The following is a 19,530-nucleotide window of genomic DNA, read 5'->3' on the forward strand; positions in this document are numbered from 1 at the left end:
GTCATGTTCCGGCTTGCACGGGCCCCGTCAATGCGGCCGCCGCATCCAGCCGCCGCTGACCGCGCCAGGTCCAGGTCCGCCAGTGCGCCTGCCGCGCCGCCAGCTCGGCCTGCGTCCGGCGCTGCGCCGCCTGCACCTCGGCGGCCAGGGCCGGCGGCAGCGGACGGCGGGCCAGCTCGCTCAGCGGAACCAGCCCGGCCGGACCCAGCTCACGCAGATGCACGAGATCCAGGCTCGGGTCGCGCGGATCGCCGGTCGCCTCGCGCGCATGGCGCACGTTCCAGCCCGCCGCCACCGACCCGATATCCGCGACCGCCACCGCGGTGAGCACCACCGCCAGCGCCGCCGCATTGGTGCCGATCAGCCAGCTGGCGCTCTTCTCCCGCACCAGGCGCACGCAGATCAGCACCAGCCCGAGCCCGACCAGCCCCATCCAGATCAGCGCCGAAATCCGCAGCTGGGTCAGGCCATAGGCCTCGACATAGTCGAGGGTGCGCAGGGCGCTGGAGGCCACCAGCAGCAGGTTCTGCGCCACCCAGGCGATCACCAGCCGACGCACCGCCCGCGACTGCGCCGCCCCGGGTCGCAGGAAGACCAGCACGAAGCCGCCGGCCAGCAGCGCCGTGACGATCAGCAGGTAAGCGCCGCGGTGCGCATACTCTGCAAAGCTCACCCCCTCCGGCAGCGGCGCGCCGCTCCATAGAAAGGCGAGGTCGAGGCCGTTCTGCAGCGCGAACAGCGCGTTGAACACCACCAGCGAAACGGTCACCGACGCCGAGGCGGTCCCCGGCCCGCGGCTGCGCCAGGCCGGCGCGAACCGCCGCCGCGCCCCGCGCGGCCGCAGCAGCGCCCAGGCGACCATCGCCATCCAGGCCCAGAACAGCAGCCGCGCCGGCGAGAGCGGCGGCAGCCGCCAAGCGGCCAGCGCCGCCTCCATCACCGGATTGGCCAGCACGAACAGGCCCAGGAACACCGCCCCGCCGATCACCGGCAGCGCAGAGGCGACCAGCGCCCGCCGCACCGCGCCGAGCCGCCCGCCTCTCGCGGCGGCGCGGCGGATGTCCAGCACCGGGGCCGGAACCGACATCAGCCCCGCCCGCAGCAGCCGCAGCGCCCAGTCGGCCACGTCGCTGCGCGCATCGGCCCGCGGCGACAACACCGCCACGCCCAGCGCCAGCACCGCCATGACCCAGGCGATCAGTCCCGGCCGGTCGATCAGCAGCAGGGCGAAGCCGCCGGCGAGAGCGAACGCCGCCAGCGCCCGCCGGTCGCGCCAAGTCTCAGGGTGGGCCGACGCCGCGACGGCCAGGGCCGCCAGCATCAGCAGCCCGAGATTGGCCCCAAGTTCGTGGTCGAACAGCAGCAGGTCGGCGAGCGCGACCAAGCCGGCGGCCAACACGGTCTTGAGGCGGAACGAGCGGGCGGTCATGCGAACGGCTCCGGTTGCAGGTGGCCCAGCTATCGCCCGCCGGCTTCCAGCCCTGCGGGAGCCGCCGTCCACGGCCCAAGGCGTTGCCGTGCAGAAGCCGTGCAGGCTGGCGCCTTGACCGCGACCGCCAGGACGGGAGACTAGCGCGCTCAAGTTTTTCGCCGCGTCGGAGTCCTCCCCCTGTCCAGTCCCATCGACATCGCCGTGGCCGGCGCGCTCGGCCGCATGGGCCAGGCCGTGAGCGCCGTCGTCTCCGACCGCGCCGACGTGCGTCTGGCCGCCCGCTTCGACCGTCCCGGCGCAGAAGGCGAAGGGCTCGTGCCGCTCGATCAGGCGCTGGAGAAGGCGCAGGTGGTCATCGACTTCACCACGCCCTCCGCCTCGGTGGCGCTGGCCCAGGCCGCCGCCGCCCGCGGCGCCCCGGCCCTGGTCATCGGCTCGACCGGCGCCTCGCCGCAGCAGATCGAGGCCATCGAGGCGGCGGCCAAGTCGATCCCGATCGTGTTCGCCGGCAACTACTCGCTGGGGGTCAACATGCTGATGGGCCTGGTCGCCCAGGCCGCCAAGGCGCTGCACGCCGACGCCTACGACATCGAGGTCACCGAGAGCCACCACAAGCGCAAGGTCGACGCGCCCTCGGGCACCGCCCTGATGCTGGGCGAGGCCGCCGCCCGCGGCCGCCAGGTCGCCCTGGCCGACGTCGCCCAGCGGGTGCGCGACGGCATCACCGGCGCGCGGCCGACCGGCGAGATCGGCTTCTCGGTGATCCGCGGCGGCGGCATCATCGGCGAGCACTCGGTGATCTTCGCGGCCGAGGACGAGATCCTGACCCTCAGCCACTCGGCCCGCGACCGCGGCCTGTTCGCGCGCGGCGCGGTCGAGGCGGCGCGCTGGGTCGCCGGCCGGCCGCCCGGCCTCTACGACATGCAGGACGTCCTGGGGCTGAAATGATGGCCGACCTCCTCGCCCGCGACGCCACCGGACAACTGTCGGCGCTGAGGGCCAAGGAGGTCTCCGCCGTCGAACTGCTCAAGCTGTCGCTGGCCCGCCATGAGCAGACCCACGCCCGGCTCAACGCCGTGGTCGCCGCCGACCTGGAGCGGGCGCTGGACCTGGCCAAGGCCGCCGACGATCTGCGCGCCAAGGGCGCGGGGGGGCCGCTGACCGGCCTGCCGATGACCATCAAGGACACCTTCGACGTAATCGGCATGGCCGCCTCGTCGGGGATCGAGGCCCTGCGCCGGCGCAAGCCGGACGACGCCGCCGTGGTCGCCGCCGCCCGCCGGGCCGGGGCGGTGATTTGGGGCAAGACCAACGTGCCGGTGATGGCCGCCGACTGGCAGTCGTTCAATCCGCTCTACGGCGTCACCAACAATCCCTGGGACCGGACCCGCGTGCCCGGCGGCTCGTCCGGCGGCGCGGCCGCCGCCCTTGCCGCCGGCGTCACCGCCCTGGAGATCGGCTCGGACATCGGCGGTTCGCTGCGCGTCCCGGCCAGCTTCTGCGGCGTCTTCTCGCACAAGCCGACCTGGGGCCTCGTCTCGCAGGTCGGCCACATTCCGCCCGCGCCCGGAACCCACGCCGAACGCGACCTCAACGTCGTCGGCCCGATGGCCCGCTCGGCCCGCGACCTGCGGCTGCTGCTGTCGATCCTGGCCGAGGGCGTCCCGGCCAAGGCCGAGCTCGCCGACCTCAGGACCCTCAAGCTCGGCCTCTGGCTGGACGGCTTTCCGCTCGATCCCGAGGTCCGCGCCGTGCTGGAAGACCTCGCCGGCCGGCTGCGCGCCGCCGGGGTCGAAGTGCGCCCGATCTCGGCCCCGGCCCCGCTCGACCAGTTGATGGACGCCTATCGCGTGCTGCTCGGCTCGCTGGTCGCCACCGATATGCCGCCGACCACCCAGGCCGCCATGCGCCGGATACGCGGCCCGGCCGCCATCGCCCTGGCGCTGGGCGCCCGGCGTGAATCCTGGGCCGGCCTGACCCGAGCCTACACCGCCAGCCACGCCGAGTGGATCGCCGCCGACGAGGTCCGCGCCCGCCTGCGCAGCACCATGGCGGAAGCCTTCGAGGCCTTCGACGCCATCCTGGCGCCGGTCGCCCCGACCGTCGCCTTTCCGCACGACCACAAGCCGTTCGCCAGCCGCAGGCTGAAGACCAGCGATGGCGCGGCCATCGCCTATCCGGCGATGCTGAACTGGATCGCGCTGGCCACCGCCTGCCACCTGCCGGTGACAACCATCCCGGCCGGCCTGGCCGCCAGCGGCCTGCCAGTCGGCGCCCAGATCATCGGCCCGCACGGCGCCGACTCCCGCACCCTCGCCATCGCCCAGGCGATCGACGAAGCCCTCGGCGGCTACGTCGCCCCGCCGCCGGGGTGAGCGACCCGCAACCCTTGCATGCAACGCCGCGCCATGTACCCTTGCCGCGGGCATTCAGGGGGAAAGTATTTTGCAGCGTAGCGTTCTGGCGGCCGCCGCATGGGCGGGCGTCCTCGGTTTTGTCGCGTCGGCGCAGGCCGCGCCGGCTCCCGCATCCGCCTACGGCAGGTTTCCGGCCCTCGCCGACGCGGCGATCTCCCCCGACGGCCGCCGCATCGGGATGCTCGGCGGCCAAGACGGCAAGCGCTTCGTCTCCATCGCCACCATCGACGAGCCGAACGTGCCGGTCTTGCCGCTGGGCGCGGGCGAGGGGCTCAGCCTGATCTGGTCCGGCGATGATCACCTGCTGCTGCGGACCGCATTCTGGTTCTCGCCTCGTCCCAAGGAGATGCACCGCTTCGAGCGCCACGTCTCCATCACGCCCGAGGCCAAGCTCGCCACGCGTCTGCTGGAGAACGAGACCTACTCCCAGCACTTCTACAATCAACCGATCATGGTCGCGCCCCAGGACGGCTCCGGCAGGATCGTCCTGCGCGGCGGGGCGAACGGCGGCAACGAAGGCACGGTGATGGCGCTCTGGCGCGTCGATCCGGCCACCGGGCTTGGCGAAACCATCGCCAAGGGCGCAAGGACCACCCGGAGCTTCAGCGTCGATGCGACTGGCGCAGCACGCGTGCGCCACGACTACGACTCCAACCGCATCACCGACGTCGAGGCCATCCACCTCTCTCGACCGGGCCAGGGCGCGGCGCTCTGGACGCGGTTCTGGTCGACCAAGCTGGGCGGCCGCGAACGCTTCCTCGGTTACTCGGCGCCGGAGGACGCGGTCTACCTGTTCCTCGAAAGCGGGGAAATTGTCCGCCAGCCCACGAGCGGCGCGGCGGCGCAGGTCGTCGATCGCCCGGCGTCGGACACCTCGCCCTACATGCTGTGGGATCACATGCGGGCGGCGCCGCTGGCCATCGTCAGCGGGGGCGGCGCGACCGAGAGCTACAAGTGGCTCGACCCCGAACTCGGCGCCGTCCACACCTCGCTGAGCAAGATCCTCAAGGGCAAGGAGGTCTGGCTGCTCGACTGGTCGGCCGACCGCAACCGCGTCCTGTTCCACGTCAGTTCGCGGACCACGCCGGACGCGGTCTATCTTTATGACCGCGGCCGAAAGGAAGTCTCCCTGCTGGGCGAGGAATATCCCGAGCTCAAGGACGCGCCGGTCGCTCAGGGCCGCTGGCTGTCGTTCAAAGCCCGCGACGGCAAGGACATCCAGGCCTATCTCACCCTGCCCCCGAACACGGCGCCGGGCGCCAGGCCGCCGCTGGTGGTGATGGCCGGCGAGGCGCCGGGCGTCGGCGGCCGCGCCAGCTTCGACTACATGGTCCAGTTCCTGGCCAGCCGCGGCTACGCCGTGCTGCAGCCCTATCACCGCGGCCTCTGGGGCTTCGGCGACGAGTTCTACGAGGCCGGCTTCGGCGAATGGGGCGGCAAGATGCAGACCGACCTGATCGACGCCGTCGCCGCCGTCTCGGGCGAGGTCGATGCGCGTCGCCCCTGCATCGTCGGCCACGACTTCGGCGGCTACACCGCCCTGACGGCGATCGCGCTGCAGCCGGAGTCCTGGCGGTGCGCGGCCTCGATGGGCGGGCTCTCGGACCTCGGGCTGATGATGTCCAAGCGCCGCTGGTTCTACGACTACGAGTCTCCGGCGCTGGAGCGGCTGCGCGAACGCATGGGCGGGACGGGGAAGAACAAGCTCAGCGGGGCCTCCCCGGCTCGCTTCGCCGGCAAGGTCGGCGGCCCGGTGCTGCTGATCCACGGCGACCAGGACACCGAGATCGATCCCGAGCAGTCGCAGGTGATGGCCGACGCGCTCAAGGCCGCCGGCAAGCCGGTCGAGCACATCGTCATGAAGGACGAGGCCCACTACTTCTCACGCGGGACCAATCGCGTGCAGATGCTGGAGGCTTTGGAAACCTTCCTGGCGAAGAGCTACGCGCCGAGCTGACGCGAACTTGGGGGTGCGGCGCCCCGTCTGGTTGCGCGACTGCGCCGCATCCTTATAGAGCCGTTCCGGGGGACTTCGGCTCGGCCGCATCCAAGGAATAGCTCAGCCATGCGTATCATCACGGCCGTCGCGCTCGCGACTCTCGCGGGCGCAGCCCATGCTGCGCCGCCGCCGGCCACGGCTTTTGGTCGCGTCCCGGCCGTCGTCGACACCGCCATTTCGCCCGACGGCCGCCGCGTCGCCCTGCTCGGCGGCACGTCCGAGCAGCGCTACGTCTCGATCGCCACCATCGACGATCCGAACATGCCGGCGCTGGCGCTCGGCGACGCCGAGGCCGTCGGCCTGAGCTGGGCCGGCAACGATCACGTCCTGGCCCGCATGGCCTACTGGCGCTCGGAAGGCCCGCGCCTGGCCTATCGCTTCGAGCGCAACGTCTCGATCAACACCCAGGGCCAGGCCGTCTCGCGCCTGCTCGAAAGCGACGCCTTCTCGCAGTACCTCGTGACGCAGCCGGTGCTCGGGGTCGTCGCCGGGCCGCCGGCCAGCGTCTACGTGCTGGGCCTGACGCCGATCGAGGCCAACAGCGGCATGGACACCCGCATCAAGCGCAAGGGGACCGAAGGCTGGGCCTATGCGCTGATGAAGGTCGATCCCGCCACCGGCAAGGGCGTGCGCGTCGAGAAGGGCGACTCCGACACCATCCGCTGGGAGCTCAATCCGGCCGGCGAGGCCAAGGTGCGCCTGGATATCGACGAGCTGACCCACAAGTTCGAGGTCTACGCCCGCTCAGGCGCCCGCGCCTGGACCCAGATCTGGCAGGGCGGCGACTATGAGAGCCGCCGACAGTACCTCGGCTATTCGGCCCCTGAGGACGCGATCTACCTGGCCATGGGCGACCGCATCGTCCGCAAGTCGCTGGTCGGCGGCGCCGAACAGCCAGTCGGCCAGCCGTTGAACGGCGTCTCGCCGAAGATGCTCTGGGATCCGCACCGCGTCGCGCCGGTCGCCATCATCGGCGGCGCGGAGAAGCCGGTCTACGAGTGGCTCGACGCCGACCTCGGCGCCACCCACGCGGCGTTGGCCAAGGCCTTCAAGGGCAAGGACGTCTCGCTCACCGACTGGTCGGCCGACCGCACCCGCTTCCTGGTCCGGGTGAGCTCGCCCGCCTCGCCGGGCGTCCGCTATCTGTTCGACAAGACTCGCAAGGAGCTCTCGCCGCTCGGCGAAGAGTACCCTGAGCTCAAGGACACCGCCCTCGGCCAGACCAGCTGGATCACCTACAAGGCCCGCGACGGCCTTGAGATTCCGGCCTATCTGACCCTGCCGCCCGGCCTGGCGGCCGGCGCCAAGCCGCCGCTGATCGTGCTGCCGCACGGCGGCCCGACCGCGCGCGACCACTTCGACTTCGACTACATCGCCCAGTTCCTCGCCACCCGCGGCTACGCGGTGCTGCAGCCGCAGTTCCGCGGCTCCTGGGGCTTCGGCGCCGCCTTCGAGAACGCCGGGGCCGGCGAGTGGGGCGGCAAGATGCAGACCGACCTGCTCGACGGGATCGCCGCCGTCGCCGACAAGGCCGACGCTGGCAAGGTCTGCGTCGTCGGGGCCAGCTTCGGCGGCTATGCGGCCCTGGCCGGGGCCACCATGCACCCGGAGGCCTACAAGTGCGCCGCTTCGATCGCGGGCGTCGCCGACCTCGGCCTGTTGCTCGAACAGCTGTGGCGGACCTCGGGCGACGACTCCGCCGGCATCGGCGAGCTGCGCGCCATGCTTGGCGCCGCCGACAAGGGCAAGCTGAACGCCACCTCGCCGGCCCTGCTGGTCAGCAAGGCCACCGCCCCGATCCTGCTGATCCACGGCGACCAGGACACCATCGTCGCCCCGCAGCAGTCGCAGGTCATGGCCAACGCGCTCAAGGCGGCCGGCAAGCCGGTCGAGTACGTCGTCCTGGCCGGCGAGAACCACTACATGACCCGCTCGGCGACCCGCACCCAGATGCTGCAGGCGCTGGAGACCTTTCTGGCCAAGCAGCTGCCAGTGACGAACTGACCCGTCTCCGGCCGTCGCCCTTGAGGCGGCGGCCGGGCTCTGGCATTCCGCCCTCACACTCAAAGCAAGGGCGACCCCGGATGACTGAAACGCGCGGCCTGACGGCGACCTTCAAGCGCTGGGAAGGCAACCACGATCTGCCGCTGCCCGCCTACGCCACCGCCGGCGCCGCCGGCTTCGACTTCCGCGCCGCCGTGCCCGAGGGCGAAACGGTGACCATCGAGCCGAACGCCCGGGCGCTGATCCCGACCGGCTTCGCGGTCGCCCTGCCGATCGGCTACGAGATGCAGATCCGGCCGCGTTCGGGCCTGGCCGCGAAGAACGGCGTCTCCATCGTCAACACGCCCGGCACCGTCGACTGCGACTATCGCGGCCAGATCCTCGTCTGCCTGATCAATCTCGGCGCCGAGGCCTTCCACGTCCGCCGCGGCGACCGCATCGCCCAGGGGATCATCGCCGCCGCCCCGCAATGGACCCTGGTCGAGGCCGACGAGCTCGACGACACCGTCCGCGGCGCCGGCGGCCACGGCTCCACCGGCGTCTAGCTAGTTGAACGCCTTGCGGACGCTGAGCCGCACGTTGCGATAGCTCTCCTCGTCGCGCCGCTCGGCGTAGACGAGGTCGGCGACGTGCCGCAGCCCGGCGTGCACGTCCCGCTCGCTCCAGGCGCTGCGGCCGGTCAGGTTGTTGACCTCCAGCCGCAGGGTCACGTCGGCGCGCGGCGAATAGTCGACGAAGGCCGAGGCCCACGGTTCGGCGCCGCTGACCTCGGTCCCGTCGAAGCGGTAGGCGGTCTTGTCGGTGAAGCCCGACAGGTTGACGCCCCAGGTGGCGTTCCACTCCGGCAGGTCCTGGGTGAAGGCCGCGTTCCACTCCAGCGCCGACTGGCCCGAATAGCTGCGATGCTCGCCGGTCGCCGCGTCGGTGACTTCGGACCGCACCGCCTTGAGCCCGGCCTTCAGCAGCCCGCCTGAAATGCCGCCGGCGTCCAGCGGCACGGTCGAGTTCACCTCGAGCATCTGGCGCAGGCCCGGGCCGACATTGCTGCGCGCGTCGAAAAGGCCGTTGGGACCGGCGACCGGCGCCAGGCCGATGACGTCCTCGATCTGTTCGTGGCGCAGGATCGCCGCCAGCGCCCCGCGGCCGGCGAACCGCTGCTCGAAGGCGACCTCCGTCCGCAGGGTCTGGGTCGGGGCCAGCATGCCCGCCCCGGCGGTCACCACGCCGGTGTACATGTTCACCGAGGCGACGAAGTCGTTGAAGTTCAGCTGCCCGACTTCGCGCTCGATCCGTATACGGACCAACTGTTGCGCGTTGGGCGTCCAGGTCAGCGCCGCCGACGGCTTGGCGAACTCCAGGCCCTGCTCCTCGCCACGGCCGGGATCCAGCACCGAGGCCTCGAAGCGCAGGCCGGCCTCCAGCGCCAGCATCGGCGAGGGTTGCCACACCCCCGTCGCGAAGCCGTCGCCGCGCCGTTCCTCGACTCGCGCCTGCGACCCCGGCGCCGGGACCAGGGCCCCGCCGACCATCAGCGCGCTGTCGCCCTCCAGCCAGTTGAACGCGGCCTCGAGGCCCGTCTCCAGCGACAGCGCGTCCCAGCCATGGAAGCGCAGCACCGCACGTCCGACCGTCTCCCCGGACTCGTCGAACCGGCGATAGCCGACGGTCTTGGCGGCGGTCACCGACGTCGCCCGCGTCTCGTTGGTGCGCCACGAGCGCAGCGCCACGGTCTCCAGCTCGACCCCGCCGCCCAGCGGCGCGACATAGCGGCCGCCGAACTCGCCGCCTGCCCCGCGATAGGCTTCCTTGAGCAGGCCAGAGCCGGCCGGATAGTCGAAGGCGTCGCGCTCGGTCACGTCGGTGATCTCGCGATAGCCGCGGATGTTCAGCCGCACGTCGCCCAGCGGTAGGGCGGTTTCGTAGGCGGCCGAACCGACCACCTCCTCGCCCGGCTTGTCGCTGTCGATCCGCGAGTCCATCAGCAGCCGCCCGTCGCCGGCGGTGCGCACCCGGTGCGTGCCGCGGCGGTCGTGCGCGTCGCCGCGCTCGTAGCTGGCGGCCGCCTCGAACACGTGGGCGCCCAGCCGCGCGGCCAGATCAGCCGCGACCTCGCCCTCGTTGCGGCCCTCGGCGTCGAGCGTCAGGGTGTCGGAGACCGTGACCGTCCCGCTGATCCCGCCGCGCGGATCGCGGATGACATTGGCCACCACCGGCTTGCGCTGCATGTCGATCCCGGGCGCGCCGCCGCGGATCACGTCGATGCGGATCACCTGGTCGGCCGGGATGCGGGCCAGCACGTCGCTCAGCGAGTCGCTTTTGGACGAGGGCCGGCGCCCATCGATCAGCACGTTGCCGGCCGCGCCCGACAGGCCGCGCACGGCGCCGCCGCCGTCGAAGGCGAAGCCGGGAATGCGGTCGATCATCGCCTTGGCGTCGCCCGGCCGCGAGGCGGCGAAGAAGCCGGCGTCATAGCTGGTCACCGCCTGGTCGGCGGGCGCGGCGCCGGCGTCCTGGGTCAGGGCCGCAGCCAGCAAGGCGATCGACAGTACTCCCACGCGCGTCCCCCTTCCGAACTAGCCGCGTGATCTACGGCTGAGTACGGCGAATGTCTACGGCGCGAACGGCGGTTTATCGCCCTCCCGAGCCCTCAACCGGTAACGCTTTCTGGAGGTAGGCCACGATCGCCGCCTGATCGGCGCTCGAAGCCTCGGCGCCCTTCTCGACCATCGCCTGGACGACGTCGATCCAGGCGGCGGTCTTCTGGCTGCGATGCACCAGCACATCGGCCTCATGGCAGCCGGTGCAGACCCGCACCGTCTCGGCCCGCCCCGGTCCCGCCGGCAGGTCGTCCGGCCTCTGTGCGGACGCGCCGGTGGCGGCGATCAGGACAAGCAGCGCCAGCCGCCTCACAAGCGGCCCGCCAGCGCCGCCGGCGCAGGACCGCCCGCCGCCCAGTCGAGCAACTCGACCGTGTGCACCACCGGCACGCCCGAGCCGCCGGCGATCTGGGTCAGGCAGCCGATGTTGCCCGCGGCGATCACGTCCGGCTTCGTCGCCTCGAGATTGGCGACCTTGCGCTCGCGCAGGCGTCCGGCCAGCTCCGGCTGCAGGAGGTTGTAGGTTCCCGCCGATCCGCAGCAGATATGCGGCTCGATCGGCTCGACGATCGTCAAACCTGCCGCTTGCAGCAAGGCCTTGGGAACATTGCCGATTTGCTGGCCGTGCTGCAGCGAGCAGGCCGAGTGGTAGGCGACGCGCAACGGCGGGATCCCGACCTGCGGCAGCGGTCCAAGTCCTTGAAGAAGCTCGGTAATGTCCTTGGCCAGCGCTGAGACCCTGGCCGCCCGCTCAGCCCATTCGGCAGATTCCCGGAAGACGAAGCCGTAATCCTTCACGGTAGTCCCGCATCCGGAGGCCGTGACGATGATCGCGTCGAGCCCCTCGCCGTCGATTTCACGGGTCCATGCGGCGATGTTGGCCTGGGCCAGAACGTGCGAGCGATCGGCCTTGCCGAGGTGGTGCGGCAGCGCCCCGCAGCAGCCCGACCCGGACGCGGTGACCACCTCGACCCCAAGGCGGTTCAGCAGCCGGATCGCGGCGGTGTTGATCTCGGGCGCCAGCACCGGCTGGGCGCAGCCGGCCAGCAGCGCCACCCGCGCCCGCCGCTCGCCCACGGCCTTGAAAACTTGCGCCTTTTCAGAGGGATCTGGCGCCGGCAACCGCGCGGGGGCCATCGCCGCCATGCCCTTCAGCCGCCCGGGCAGCAGCCCGGCTAACGGCCGCCCGACCTGGGCCAGCCGCAGCGCCGCACGGAACAGCGCCCGGTCCGGCAGCACCCGCGCCAGCATTCCGCGCAGAAAACGCTCCGGCCACGGACGAACATGATGCTCCTCGATATAGGCCCGGGCGTGATCGACCAGGTGCATGTAGTTCACGCCCGACGGGCAGGTGGTCATGCAGGACAGGCAGGAGAGGCAGCGGTCGACGTGCTTGACGGCCCGCGGCGACGGCGGCCCGCCCTTCTCGAGCATCTCCTTCATCAGGTAGATTCGGCCCCGCGGGCTGTCGAGCTCGTCGCCCAGCAGCAGGTAGGTCGGGCAGGTCGAGGTGCAGAACCCGCAATGCACGCAGGTGCGAATGATCTTTTCCGACGCCGCCGTATCCGGGTCGGCCAGTTGCGCGGGCGAGAAGCTGGTCTGCATCAGGCGTACATCCGGCCGGGATTGAAGATGCGCTGCGGGTCGAACTGCGCCCGCACCCGCTCGGTCAGCGCCGCGACGCCGGGCGCCAACGGTTGGAACGGCGCAACCTGCGCCCGCACGTCAGCGTCAGCGCGCATCAGCGTCGCATGGGCCTCGCCGCCCGCGACCTGCGCCAGCACCTCGCGCACGCGGCCCGCGTGAGCGTCGGGCGCGGCCGGTAGCTCCAGCCACACCGCGCCGCCGCCCCAGTCGTAGAAGCAGCGGCCAGAGAGTTCGTCCGCCAGCCGACGGCCGACAGCCGCGCCCATCATCGGAGGAACCGACAGCTTCCAGATCTGACCCTCGCCGCCGACGAAGGCCGAGGCGTCGGCAATCTCCTTCCAGGCCAGGTGCGAGGCCTCGCGGTCCAGCACCGCCTGCCGCGCCTCGGCCGACAGCACGTCGGTCAGGTGCGCGATCCGCGCTGTCACCGACGGGCCGACGCCCTCGACCCGCAGCAGCGTCACCGCGCCGTGGGCGGCCGAAAGCTCCCCGACCTGCGAGCGCGCGGCGACGTCGGCCGGCAGGTGCGCGGCCGACGACACCTGGGCCGGACAGCCCAGCGCCTTGGACATGACGCCCATCGCCGCTTCGTCCGACAGGCCGCGGATCGCCAGGGTCTGCGCCTGCGGCGGCGCCGGCAGCACCTTCAAGGTCAACTCGGTGACCGCGCAGAGCGTGCCGAAGCTGCCGGTCGCCAGCTTGGCGACGTCGAAGCCGGTGACGTTCTTGACCACGCGGCCGCCGGCCGCGAACGCCTCGCCGAAGCCGTTGACGCCCTTGATCCCCAGGCAGTGGTCGCGCGGCCCGCCCGCGGTCAGCCGGCGCGGCCCGCCGCGGCCGGTCATCATCGCCCCGCCCACCGTGCCTTGCCCCGCTGCAAGCCCCCACAGGGGCCCGAAGTCCGGCGGCTCGAAGGCCAGGCATTGTCCGGCCTCCGCCAACATGGCCGCGATCTGCGCCATCGGCGTCGCCGGCTCTACCGCCAGGATCAGCTCCTCGGGCTGGTAGGTGACGACACGGTTCAGCGCCGACAGGTCCAGCACCTCGTCCGCCGCCACCGGCCGCCCGAAGCCGCGCCGCGTGCCGGTTCCGACCAGCTCCAGCGTCCGCCCCTGGGCTAGGGCGTCGGCGACAGCGACCCGCGCCTCGTCCGCAGTCTTGGGGGTCCAGGCCACGGTCAGAACCGATCCAGTTCGGGGAAGCGGACCTTGCCGCCGTGGATGTGCACGCGGCCGAGCTCGGCGCAGCGGCACAGCTTGGGGAACACCTTGCCGGGGTTCAGCAGGCCGTCCTCGTCGAACGCGCACTTCAGGCGCTGCTGCTGGTCGAGGTCGGCCGGCCCGAACTGGACCTCCATCAGGTCGCGCTTCTCAACGCCAACCCCGTGCTCGCCGGTCAGCACCCCGCCGACCTCGACGCAGAGCGTCAGGATCGCCGCGCCCAGTTCTTCGGCCCGGTGCAGCTCGCCGGGGACGTCCGCGTCGTAGAGGATCAGCGGATGCAGATTGCCGTCGCCGGCGTGGAAGACATTGGCGATGCGCAGGCCGTACTGCTCCGACAGCTCGGTCATCCGCCGCAGCACGTGCGGCAGGGTTCCGCGCGGGATAGTCCCGTCCATGCAGTAGTAGTCGGGCGAGATCCGGCCCACCGCCGGGAACGCCGCCTTGCGCCCGGCCCAGAAGCCCTTGCGCTCGTCCTCGCCCGTCGAGATGCGGAGGTAGCTGGCGCCGCAGTCCTCGCCGATCTCGCGCACCACCTCGATCAGGTGGTCGACCTCGGCCGGCGGTCCGTCCAGTTCGATGATCAGCAGCGCCTCGACGTCGAGCGGATAGCCGACCTTCACGAACGCCTCGGCCGCGGCGATGGCCAGGCGGTCCATCATCTCCATGCCGGCCGGAATGATCCCGGCGGCGATCACCGCGGCGACGCAGGCGCCGGCCGCCTCGACCTCCTGGAAGCCCATCAACAGGGCGCGCTGGGTCTCCGGCGCCTGGAGGATGCGGACCGTCACCTCGGTCACCACGCCCAGCAGACCTTCCGAGCCGCAGACCACGCCCAGCAGGTCCAAACCCTGCGGGTCCAGGTGCTTGCCGCCCAGCCGCATCACCGTGCCGTCGATCAGCACCAGCTCGACGCCGAGCAGGTTGTTGGTGGTCATGCCGTATTTCAGGCAGTGCACGCCGCCGGCGTTTTCGGCGACGTTGCCGCCGATCGAGCAGGCGATCTGGCTGGAGGGATCGGGCGCGTAATAGAACCCCTCGCCGGCCACCGCATGGGTCACCGACAGGTTGGTCACCCCCGGCTGCACCACCGCGCAACGGTTGGCGTAGTCGATGTCGAGGATGCGATTGAACTTGCCCATCCCCAGGATCACCCCGTCGGCCAGCGGCAGCGAGCCGCCCGACAGCGAGGTCCCGGCCCCGCGCGGCACCACCTTGAGGCCGACGCTGTGGCAGTAGGCCAGCACCCGGCTGACCTGGTCGACAGTGTCCGGCAGCACCACGATCATCGGCCGCTGGCGATAGGCGGTCAGGCCGTCGCACTCGTAGGCGGCCAGGCCGGCGTCGTCGTCGATCACGCCTTCGCCGGGGACGATCGCGCGCAGGGCGGCGACGAATTCGCCGCGACGGGCTAGCAGGCCCTGATCGGGCGCGGGCATCAGCATGGCTGCGCCGATCTCAACATGGCCGCCCGGCCTCCCCGCTCGAACTGACGGCTCGACATAGCCCGGCCGGTCGGCCATGACCACCGCCGCGGCGCCTCATGCTTCCCCTAGGTGAGCCCATTTCGTATACTGAATACGAAAACCCGGCTCGGTGGCTGGGCTTAGGCGTGGATTTCATGGACGGCGATTTTCCCCTGGGCGACCCGCATGGCGCCACGCCGACTACGCTGAAGTCGCATATCCTGCGCCTGCTGCGCCAGGCGATCCTGTCGGGGCGCTATCCGCCAGGCTCGCGCCTCAACGAGAGTCAGTTGGCCCGCGAGTTCAGCATCAGCCGCATCCCGATCCGCGAGGCGCTGATGCAGCTGCAGGAAAGCGGCCTGGTCACCAACCATGCCCGCCGCGGCATGTTCGTCACCCGCCTGACCGACGAGGACGTCCAGCGCATCAACAGCATCCGCGTGGTTCTGGAGGCCGAGGCCCTGCGCCTGTGCCGCGCCAACATGACCAAGGCCGCCGCCGCGCGGCTCAGCGCCATGGTCGCGCAGATGGAGGCCTGGGAGGTGGGCGACCGGCCGGCCGGGGCCACCACCGACTTCGAATTTCACCGCGAGATCTGGGCGCTGTCGGGCAATCCGTACCTGGCGCGCACCCTCGACTCCCTGTGCACCGTGCTCTTCGCCCATGCCGCCCAGGACCGCGGCGAGACCATCAAGTGGCGCCTGAACCGTCATCGCGGACTTCTGGATGTGGTTTTGGGCCGCACCAACGTCTCGCCAGAGGACGCCGTGATTGCACACCTGAGGGTCTCCTATGACGAGCCGGAGAAGTTCTCCAGCTACGCCGCGACGCAACGGACCGACGCGCCGGCCGTTGACCGCTCGCGGCCCAAACGCCGGACCGAAGCACGATGAGCAGGATCGTCCCGATGACCCCACGCAACATTCTTGGCCTGGCCGCCGGCTTCGCCCTCGCCACCGGCCTCGCCACCTCGGCCGCCGCCCAGGTGCAGGGCGAGACGGTGTTCAAGCAGCAGTGCGGGACCTGCCACGCCATCGCCCCCGGCGGCCCGGCCAAGCTCGGCCCGCCGCTCAAGGGCATGGTCGGGCGCAAGGCCGCGACGGTGCCGGGCTACGCCTATTCCAAGGCATTGAGCGGCTGGGGCCAGACCTGGACCACCGCCAACCTCGACAAGTACCTGGCCAAGCCGTCGGCCGTCGTTCCGGGCGGCAAGATGCTGGTCGGGGTGGCGAACGCCGATCAGCGCGCGGCGGTCATCGCCTATCTCGCAACCCAGAAGTAGCCGCCAACTCCCAGGTGACTCATGAACACGCTTGAAGTCGGGCCGGGGGCCCGCCCCACCGGGGCGCCGCCGCACGCCTGCCCGACGCCCCGCGCGCCAGACTACCATGCGCTGGGGACGTTCTCGGAAACGTGGGCTTTCCTGGAGTACTTCATCGACCGCTGCCTGCAGGCCGGCGGCGGCGAGACCGCCAGCGACCGACCGCTGAGCCTGGCCGCCCGGCTCGACGCGCTGGAGCGCCTCGACCACGGCTCTCAAGGTGTCGAGGCCGCCGCCCTAATCTCCGATACGCGCGCGCTGGCCGACCGCCGCCAAAATGCGCTGCAGGACCTGGCCCGCGCCAGCCTCCAACGCATGGGCCTGGGCCAGTTCGACATCGACGGCGCCCTGCCGCATGACGGCGACAAGACGCTCGAGGCCCTGCACATGCGGACCTGCGACTTGGTCCGCCGCACGGTGATGCTGCTGTGCGCCCTGCAAAAAGCCGGGCGCTGAGGGCTCAACCCAGCGCCTGCGCCATCCGCTCGGCGAGCTTGCGGGCCACCTCGGATTTGGCGGTCCGGTCCCAGCGTTCGACGCCGTCCGTAGTGACGATGGAGACGGCGTTATCGTCGCCCCCCATGGTGCCGGCGACGCTGACGTCGTTGGCGACGATCCAGTCGCACCCCTTCTTGGCGAGCTTGGCCTTGGCGTAGGCCTCGACGTCGTTGGTCTCGGCCGCGAAACCGACCACCAGGGCCGGGCGGCGCGGCGACTTCGACAGCGTCGCCAGAATGTCTGGGTTCTCGACCAGGCTGATCGTAGGCGGCCCGGCGGCGCCCTTCTTCATCTTGGTTCCGGCGGCGCTTTCCGGGCGCCAGTCGGACACCGCCGCGACGCAGACCGCTATGTCGGCCGGCAGCGCCGCCTCGCAGGCGGACAGCATCTCGCGGGCGGTCTCGATATCGACGCGCTTGACCCCGACCGGGGTCGGGACCGCGACAGGGCCGGCGACGAGGGTCACCTCCGCCCCCAGCTCGGCCAGGGCCTGGGCGATCGCGAAGCCCTGCTTGCCGCTGGACCTGTTCGTCAGCACACGGACGGGATCGATCGGTTCGGCAGTGGGACCGGCGGTGACGATCGCCCGCTTGCCGGCCAGCGGCCGCGCAGCCGGGCCCTCCAACGCCGCCAGGATCGCCTCGAATATGACCGGAGGCTCGGCCAACCGCCCGAAGCCGTATTCGCCGCAGGCCATGGCGCCTTCGTCGGGCCCCACGAAAAGCACGCCGTCGGCCTTCAGCTGGGCGACGTTGCGGCGGGTGGCCGGATGCTCCCACATGCGCACGTTCATCGCCGGGGCCATCAGCACCGGCTTGTCAGTGGCCAGCAGCGTGGTCGAGGCCAGGTCGTTGGCGTGGCCGTGCACGGCCTTGGCGATCAGGTCCGCGGTGGCCGGGGCCACGACGACCAGGTCGGCCGAGCGCGAAAGCTCGATGTGGCCCATCTCGGCCTCGTCGGTCAGCGAGAACAATTCGGAATAGACCTTGTCCTCGCTGATCGCGGCCAGCGACAGCGGGGTGACGAACTGCTCGCCGGCCCTGGTCAGGATCGGCCGCACGCCGATGCCCGCCTTGCGCAGCAGCCTGGTCAGTTCCAGCGCCTTGTAGGCCGCGATGCCGCCACCGACTATCAGGAGAATCCGCTTGTCCGACAAGGCTTCGTGCCCCTCCGCAATGGTGGTCCGGTCATAGGCCATACGAAGCAGCTGGACAAACGCCGGTTTCCGTTCTTAATTTGTTCCGCAACTTGGCCGTGAGAGGGAGAGAACAGTGGCTAAGTATAAGATTGCGTTGAGCCTGGGCCTCGCCCTGATCCTGACCGCCGCCTGCGAGCGGCCTTCCGCCGTCGCCCAGAAGGACGAGTCGCCGCAGGCGTCAGAGGCACGCCAGTTCGCGGCCGCGCCGCCCTCTCGCTCGGCGGGCTCGACCCGCGTGGACCAGCCGGTCCGCGAACTCGACGGCCGCCCGATCTGGTCGGCGAGCCGCCGCGGCACCGCCGAGGAGAACGCTCAGCGGGCCTTTGACCGCAATGGCGAGGCGTTCGGCGCCCGCGACCTCGACGACTTCGTGCGCAAGGCCCATGCCTTCATCGAAAAGCCGCCGGCCGGGACCCAGCGGCTGACGCGTGCGAACGGCGACGTGCTGCTCTACGACCCCAAAGGCAACGTCTTCGCCGTCGCCACCAAGGAAGGCGCGCCGCGCACCATGTTCAAGCCCGACGAGGGCGCCGCCTATTGGGACGAACAAAAGGCCCGCCAGGCGCGGCAGGCCTCGCGCAGCGGCGCCGACAACGGCGAGAGCTGATCACTCAAACAAATGTTCGAACCGCCCCTTTCGTCGCTTCCGCCCCTGCGCTAGCGTCCGCGCCAATCAATTGCAGACGCGGGAGACGGACATGAAAGCGGTGCTCAGCAAGGTGACGGGCGGCCCCGAAACCCTGGTGTACGAGGACGTGCCTGCGCCGGAGGCCAAGCCGGGCCACGCGGTGATCTCGGTCAAGGCTGTGGGCGTGAACTTCCCCGACGTGCTGATGATCGAGGACAAGTACCAGTCCAAGCCGCCTCGCCCGTTCTCGCCGGGCGGCGAGCTGTCGGGGGTGGTCAAAGCGGTCGGCGAGGGCGTCACCAACGTCAAGGTCGGCGACCGCATCCTGGCCAACACCGGCTCCGGCGGCATGGCCGAGGAAGTCCTGCTGCCGGCCAACCGCCTGTGGCACATCCCCGACTCGATGCCGCACGACATCGCCGCGGCGTTCATCCTCACCTACGGCACCTCGTGGCACTCGCTGAAGGACCGCGCCGACCTGAAGGCCGGCGAGACCCTGCTGGTCCTGGGCGCGGCTGGCGGCGTCGGCCTGGCGGCCGTCGAACTGGGCAAGGCGATGGGCGCGCGGGTGATCGCGGCCTGCTCCAGCCAGGAAAAGGTCGATCTGGCGATCAAGCACGGCGCCGACGCCGGGGTGGTCTATGGCCGCGGCCCGTTCGACCGCGACGGCCAGAAGGCGCTGGGCCAGCTGTTCAAGGAGGCCGGCGGCGAACATGGCTTCGACGTGATCTATGACGCCATCGGCGGCGACTACGCCGAGCCTGCCCTGCGTTCGATCGCCTGGGAAGGCCGCTATCTGGTGGTCGGTTTCGCGGCCGGAGACATTCCGAAGATCCCGCTGAACCTGGCGCTGCTGAAGGGCTGCCAGATCGTCGGCGTGTTCTGGGGCACCTGGGCGGCGCGCAATCCCGAACTGTTCGCCAAGAGCATCGACGAACTGCTCGAGCTCTACGCCCAGGGCAAGGTCAAGCCGCACGTATCCGAGCGCTTCCCGCTCGAGCGCGGCGCCGACGCCATCGCCCACCTGGGCAGCCGTAAGGCCATGGGCAAGGTCGTCGTCACCGTCGACTGACGACCGCGAAGTGGAAGCCGCCGAAACGGCT

At 71.1% G+C, this 19,530-nt stretch carries 17 protein-coding genes; 10 read left to right on the forward strand and 7 right to left on the reverse strand.

Features of this window, described 5'->3' with window-relative positions; genetic code table 11:
- Position 1: 1 nt before the first annotated feature.
- Positions 2–1,429, reverse strand: coding sequence for a DUF4153 domain-containing protein (locus GGQ61_RS16600; protein WP_183775272.1), 1,428 nt, complete (start codon positions 1,427–1,429; stop codon positions 2–4).
- A gap of 180 nt (positions 1,430–1,609) precedes the next feature.
- Between GGQ61_RS16600 and dapB the strand changes: the two genes are divergently transcribed.
- The 5 genes from dapB to dut all read left to right on the forward strand — a co-directional run bounded on the left by dapB (position 1,610) and on the right by dut (position 8,397).
- On the forward strand, positions 1,610–2,380 hold the full coding sequence (gene dapB / locus GGQ61_RS16605; protein ID WP_183775651.1) for a 4-hydroxy-tetrahydrodipicolinate reductase: 771 nt from the start codon (positions 1,610–1,612) through the stop codon (positions 2,378–2,380).
- Positions 2,380–3,807 carry an amidase family protein gene (locus tag GGQ61_RS16610; protein WP_183775274.1) on the forward strand — a complete coding sequence of 476 codons (1,428 nt, stop codon included), beginning with the start codon at positions 2,380–2,382 and terminating at the stop codon, positions 3,805–3,807. Before dapB ends, GGQ61_RS16610 begins: the two co-directional genes overlap by 1 nt.
- A 70-nt stretch (positions 3,808–3,877) precedes the next feature.
- Complete coding sequence (locus GGQ61_RS16615) at positions 3,878–5,806, forward strand: alpha/beta hydrolase family protein (protein ID WP_183775276.1); 1,929 nt, start codon at positions 3,878–3,880, stop codon at positions 5,804–5,806.
- Positions 5,807–5,914: 108 nt separating this feature from the next.
- Positions 5,915–7,852: an alpha/beta hydrolase family protein gene (locus GGQ61_RS16620; protein ID WP_183775278.1), complete on the forward strand. Its 1,938-nt coding sequence runs from the start codon at positions 5,915–5,917 to the stop codon at positions 7,850–7,852.
- Between the two features lie 80 nt (positions 7,853–7,932).
- Entirely contained in the window at positions 7,933–8,397 is a 465-nt protein-coding gene (gene dut / locus GGQ61_RS16625; RefSeq protein WP_183775280.1) for a dUTP diphosphatase, read from the forward strand.
- Here the strand turns inward: dut and GGQ61_RS16630 are convergent, their stop codons facing one another.
- The 5 genes from GGQ61_RS16630 to GGQ61_RS16650 form a co-directional block, all read right to left on the reverse strand.
- On the reverse strand, positions 8,398–10,407 hold the full coding sequence (locus GGQ61_RS16630; RefSeq protein WP_183775282.1) for a TonB-dependent receptor domain-containing protein: 2,010 nt from the start codon (positions 10,405–10,407) through the stop codon (positions 8,398–8,400).
- 73 nt (positions 10,408–10,480) lie between these two features.
- On the reverse strand, positions 10,481–10,762 hold the full coding sequence (locus tag GGQ61_RS16635; RefSeq protein WP_183775284.1) for a hypothetical protein: 282 nt from the start codon (positions 10,760–10,762) through the stop codon (positions 10,481–10,483).
- A complete protein-coding gene (glcF, locus tag GGQ61_RS16640; RefSeq protein WP_183775286.1) occupies positions 10,759–12,054 on the reverse strand; it encodes a glycolate oxidase subunit GlcF in 1,296 nt (431 codons plus the stop codon). The genes GGQ61_RS16635 and glcF overlap by 4 nt, the downstream gene beginning before the upstream one ends.
- Positions 12,054–13,271, reverse strand: coding sequence for an FAD-binding protein (locus GGQ61_RS16645; protein ID WP_183775288.1), 1,218 nt, complete (start codon positions 13,269–13,271; stop codon positions 12,054–12,056). Before GGQ61_RS16645 ends, glcF begins: the two co-directional genes overlap by 1 nt.
- A 2-nt stretch (positions 13,272–13,273) precedes the next feature.
- Positions 13,274–14,839 (reverse strand): FAD-linked oxidase C-terminal domain-containing protein, encoded by a 1,566-nt coding sequence (locus GGQ61_RS16650; RefSeq protein ID WP_246370996.1) that lies wholly within the window; start codon positions 14,837–14,839, stop codon positions 13,274–13,276.
- Positions 14,840–14,937: 98 nt separating this feature from the next.
- On the opposite strand from GGQ61_RS16650, the gene GGQ61_RS16655 reads away from it, so the two are divergent.
- From GGQ61_RS16655 to GGQ61_RS16665, 3 genes are read left to right on the forward strand one after another with little or no spacing between them, the layout of a single operon-like run.
- On the forward strand, positions 14,938–15,675 hold the full coding sequence (locus GGQ61_RS16655; protein WP_183775290.1) for a GntR family transcriptional regulator: 738 nt from the start codon (positions 14,938–14,940) through the stop codon (positions 15,673–15,675).
- Positions 15,672–16,064 carry a c-type cytochrome gene (locus GGQ61_RS16660; RefSeq protein WP_246370997.1) on the forward strand — a complete coding sequence of 131 codons (393 nt, stop codon included), beginning with the start codon at positions 15,672–15,674 and terminating at the stop codon, positions 16,062–16,064. The genes GGQ61_RS16655 and GGQ61_RS16660 overlap by 4 nt, the downstream gene beginning before the upstream one ends.
- A 21-nt stretch (positions 16,065–16,085) precedes the next feature.
- Entirely contained in the window at positions 16,086–16,559 is a 474-nt protein-coding gene (locus GGQ61_RS16665; RefSeq protein WP_183775292.1) for a hypothetical protein, read from the forward strand.
- 4 nt (positions 16,560–16,563) lie between these two features.
- Here the strand turns inward: GGQ61_RS16665 and coaBC are convergent, their stop codons facing one another.
- Positions 16,564–17,757 (reverse strand): bifunctional phosphopantothenoylcysteine decarboxylase/phosphopantothenate--cysteine ligase CoaBC, encoded by a 1,194-nt coding sequence (coaBC, locus tag GGQ61_RS16670; protein ID WP_183775658.1) that lies wholly within the window; start codon positions 17,755–17,757, stop codon positions 16,564–16,566.
- Between the two features lie 115 nt (positions 17,758–17,872).
- Here coaBC and GGQ61_RS16675 point away from each other — a divergent pair, with 115 nt between their 5' ends.
- Both GGQ61_RS16675 and GGQ61_RS16680 read left to right on the forward strand, forming a co-directional pair.
- The gene (locus GGQ61_RS16675; RefSeq protein WP_183775294.1) at positions 17,873–18,406 is read left to right on the forward strand and encodes a hypothetical protein; all 534 of its coding nucleotides are present in this window, start codon (positions 17,873–17,875) and stop codon (positions 18,404–18,406) included.
- A 91-nt stretch (positions 18,407–18,497) separates the two neighbouring features.
- Entirely contained in the window at positions 18,498–19,499 is a 1,002-nt protein-coding gene (locus tag GGQ61_RS16680) for an NADPH:quinone oxidoreductase family protein (RefSeq protein ID WP_183775296.1), read from the forward strand.
- Positions 19,500–19,530: the final 31 nt, after the last annotated feature.

The sequence above is a fragment of the Phenylobacterium haematophilum genome (assembly GCF_014196295.1).
In the GTDB taxonomy this organism is placed as follows: Bacteria; Pseudomonadota; Alphaproteobacteria; order Caulobacterales; family Caulobacteraceae; genus Phenylobacterium; species Phenylobacterium haematophilum.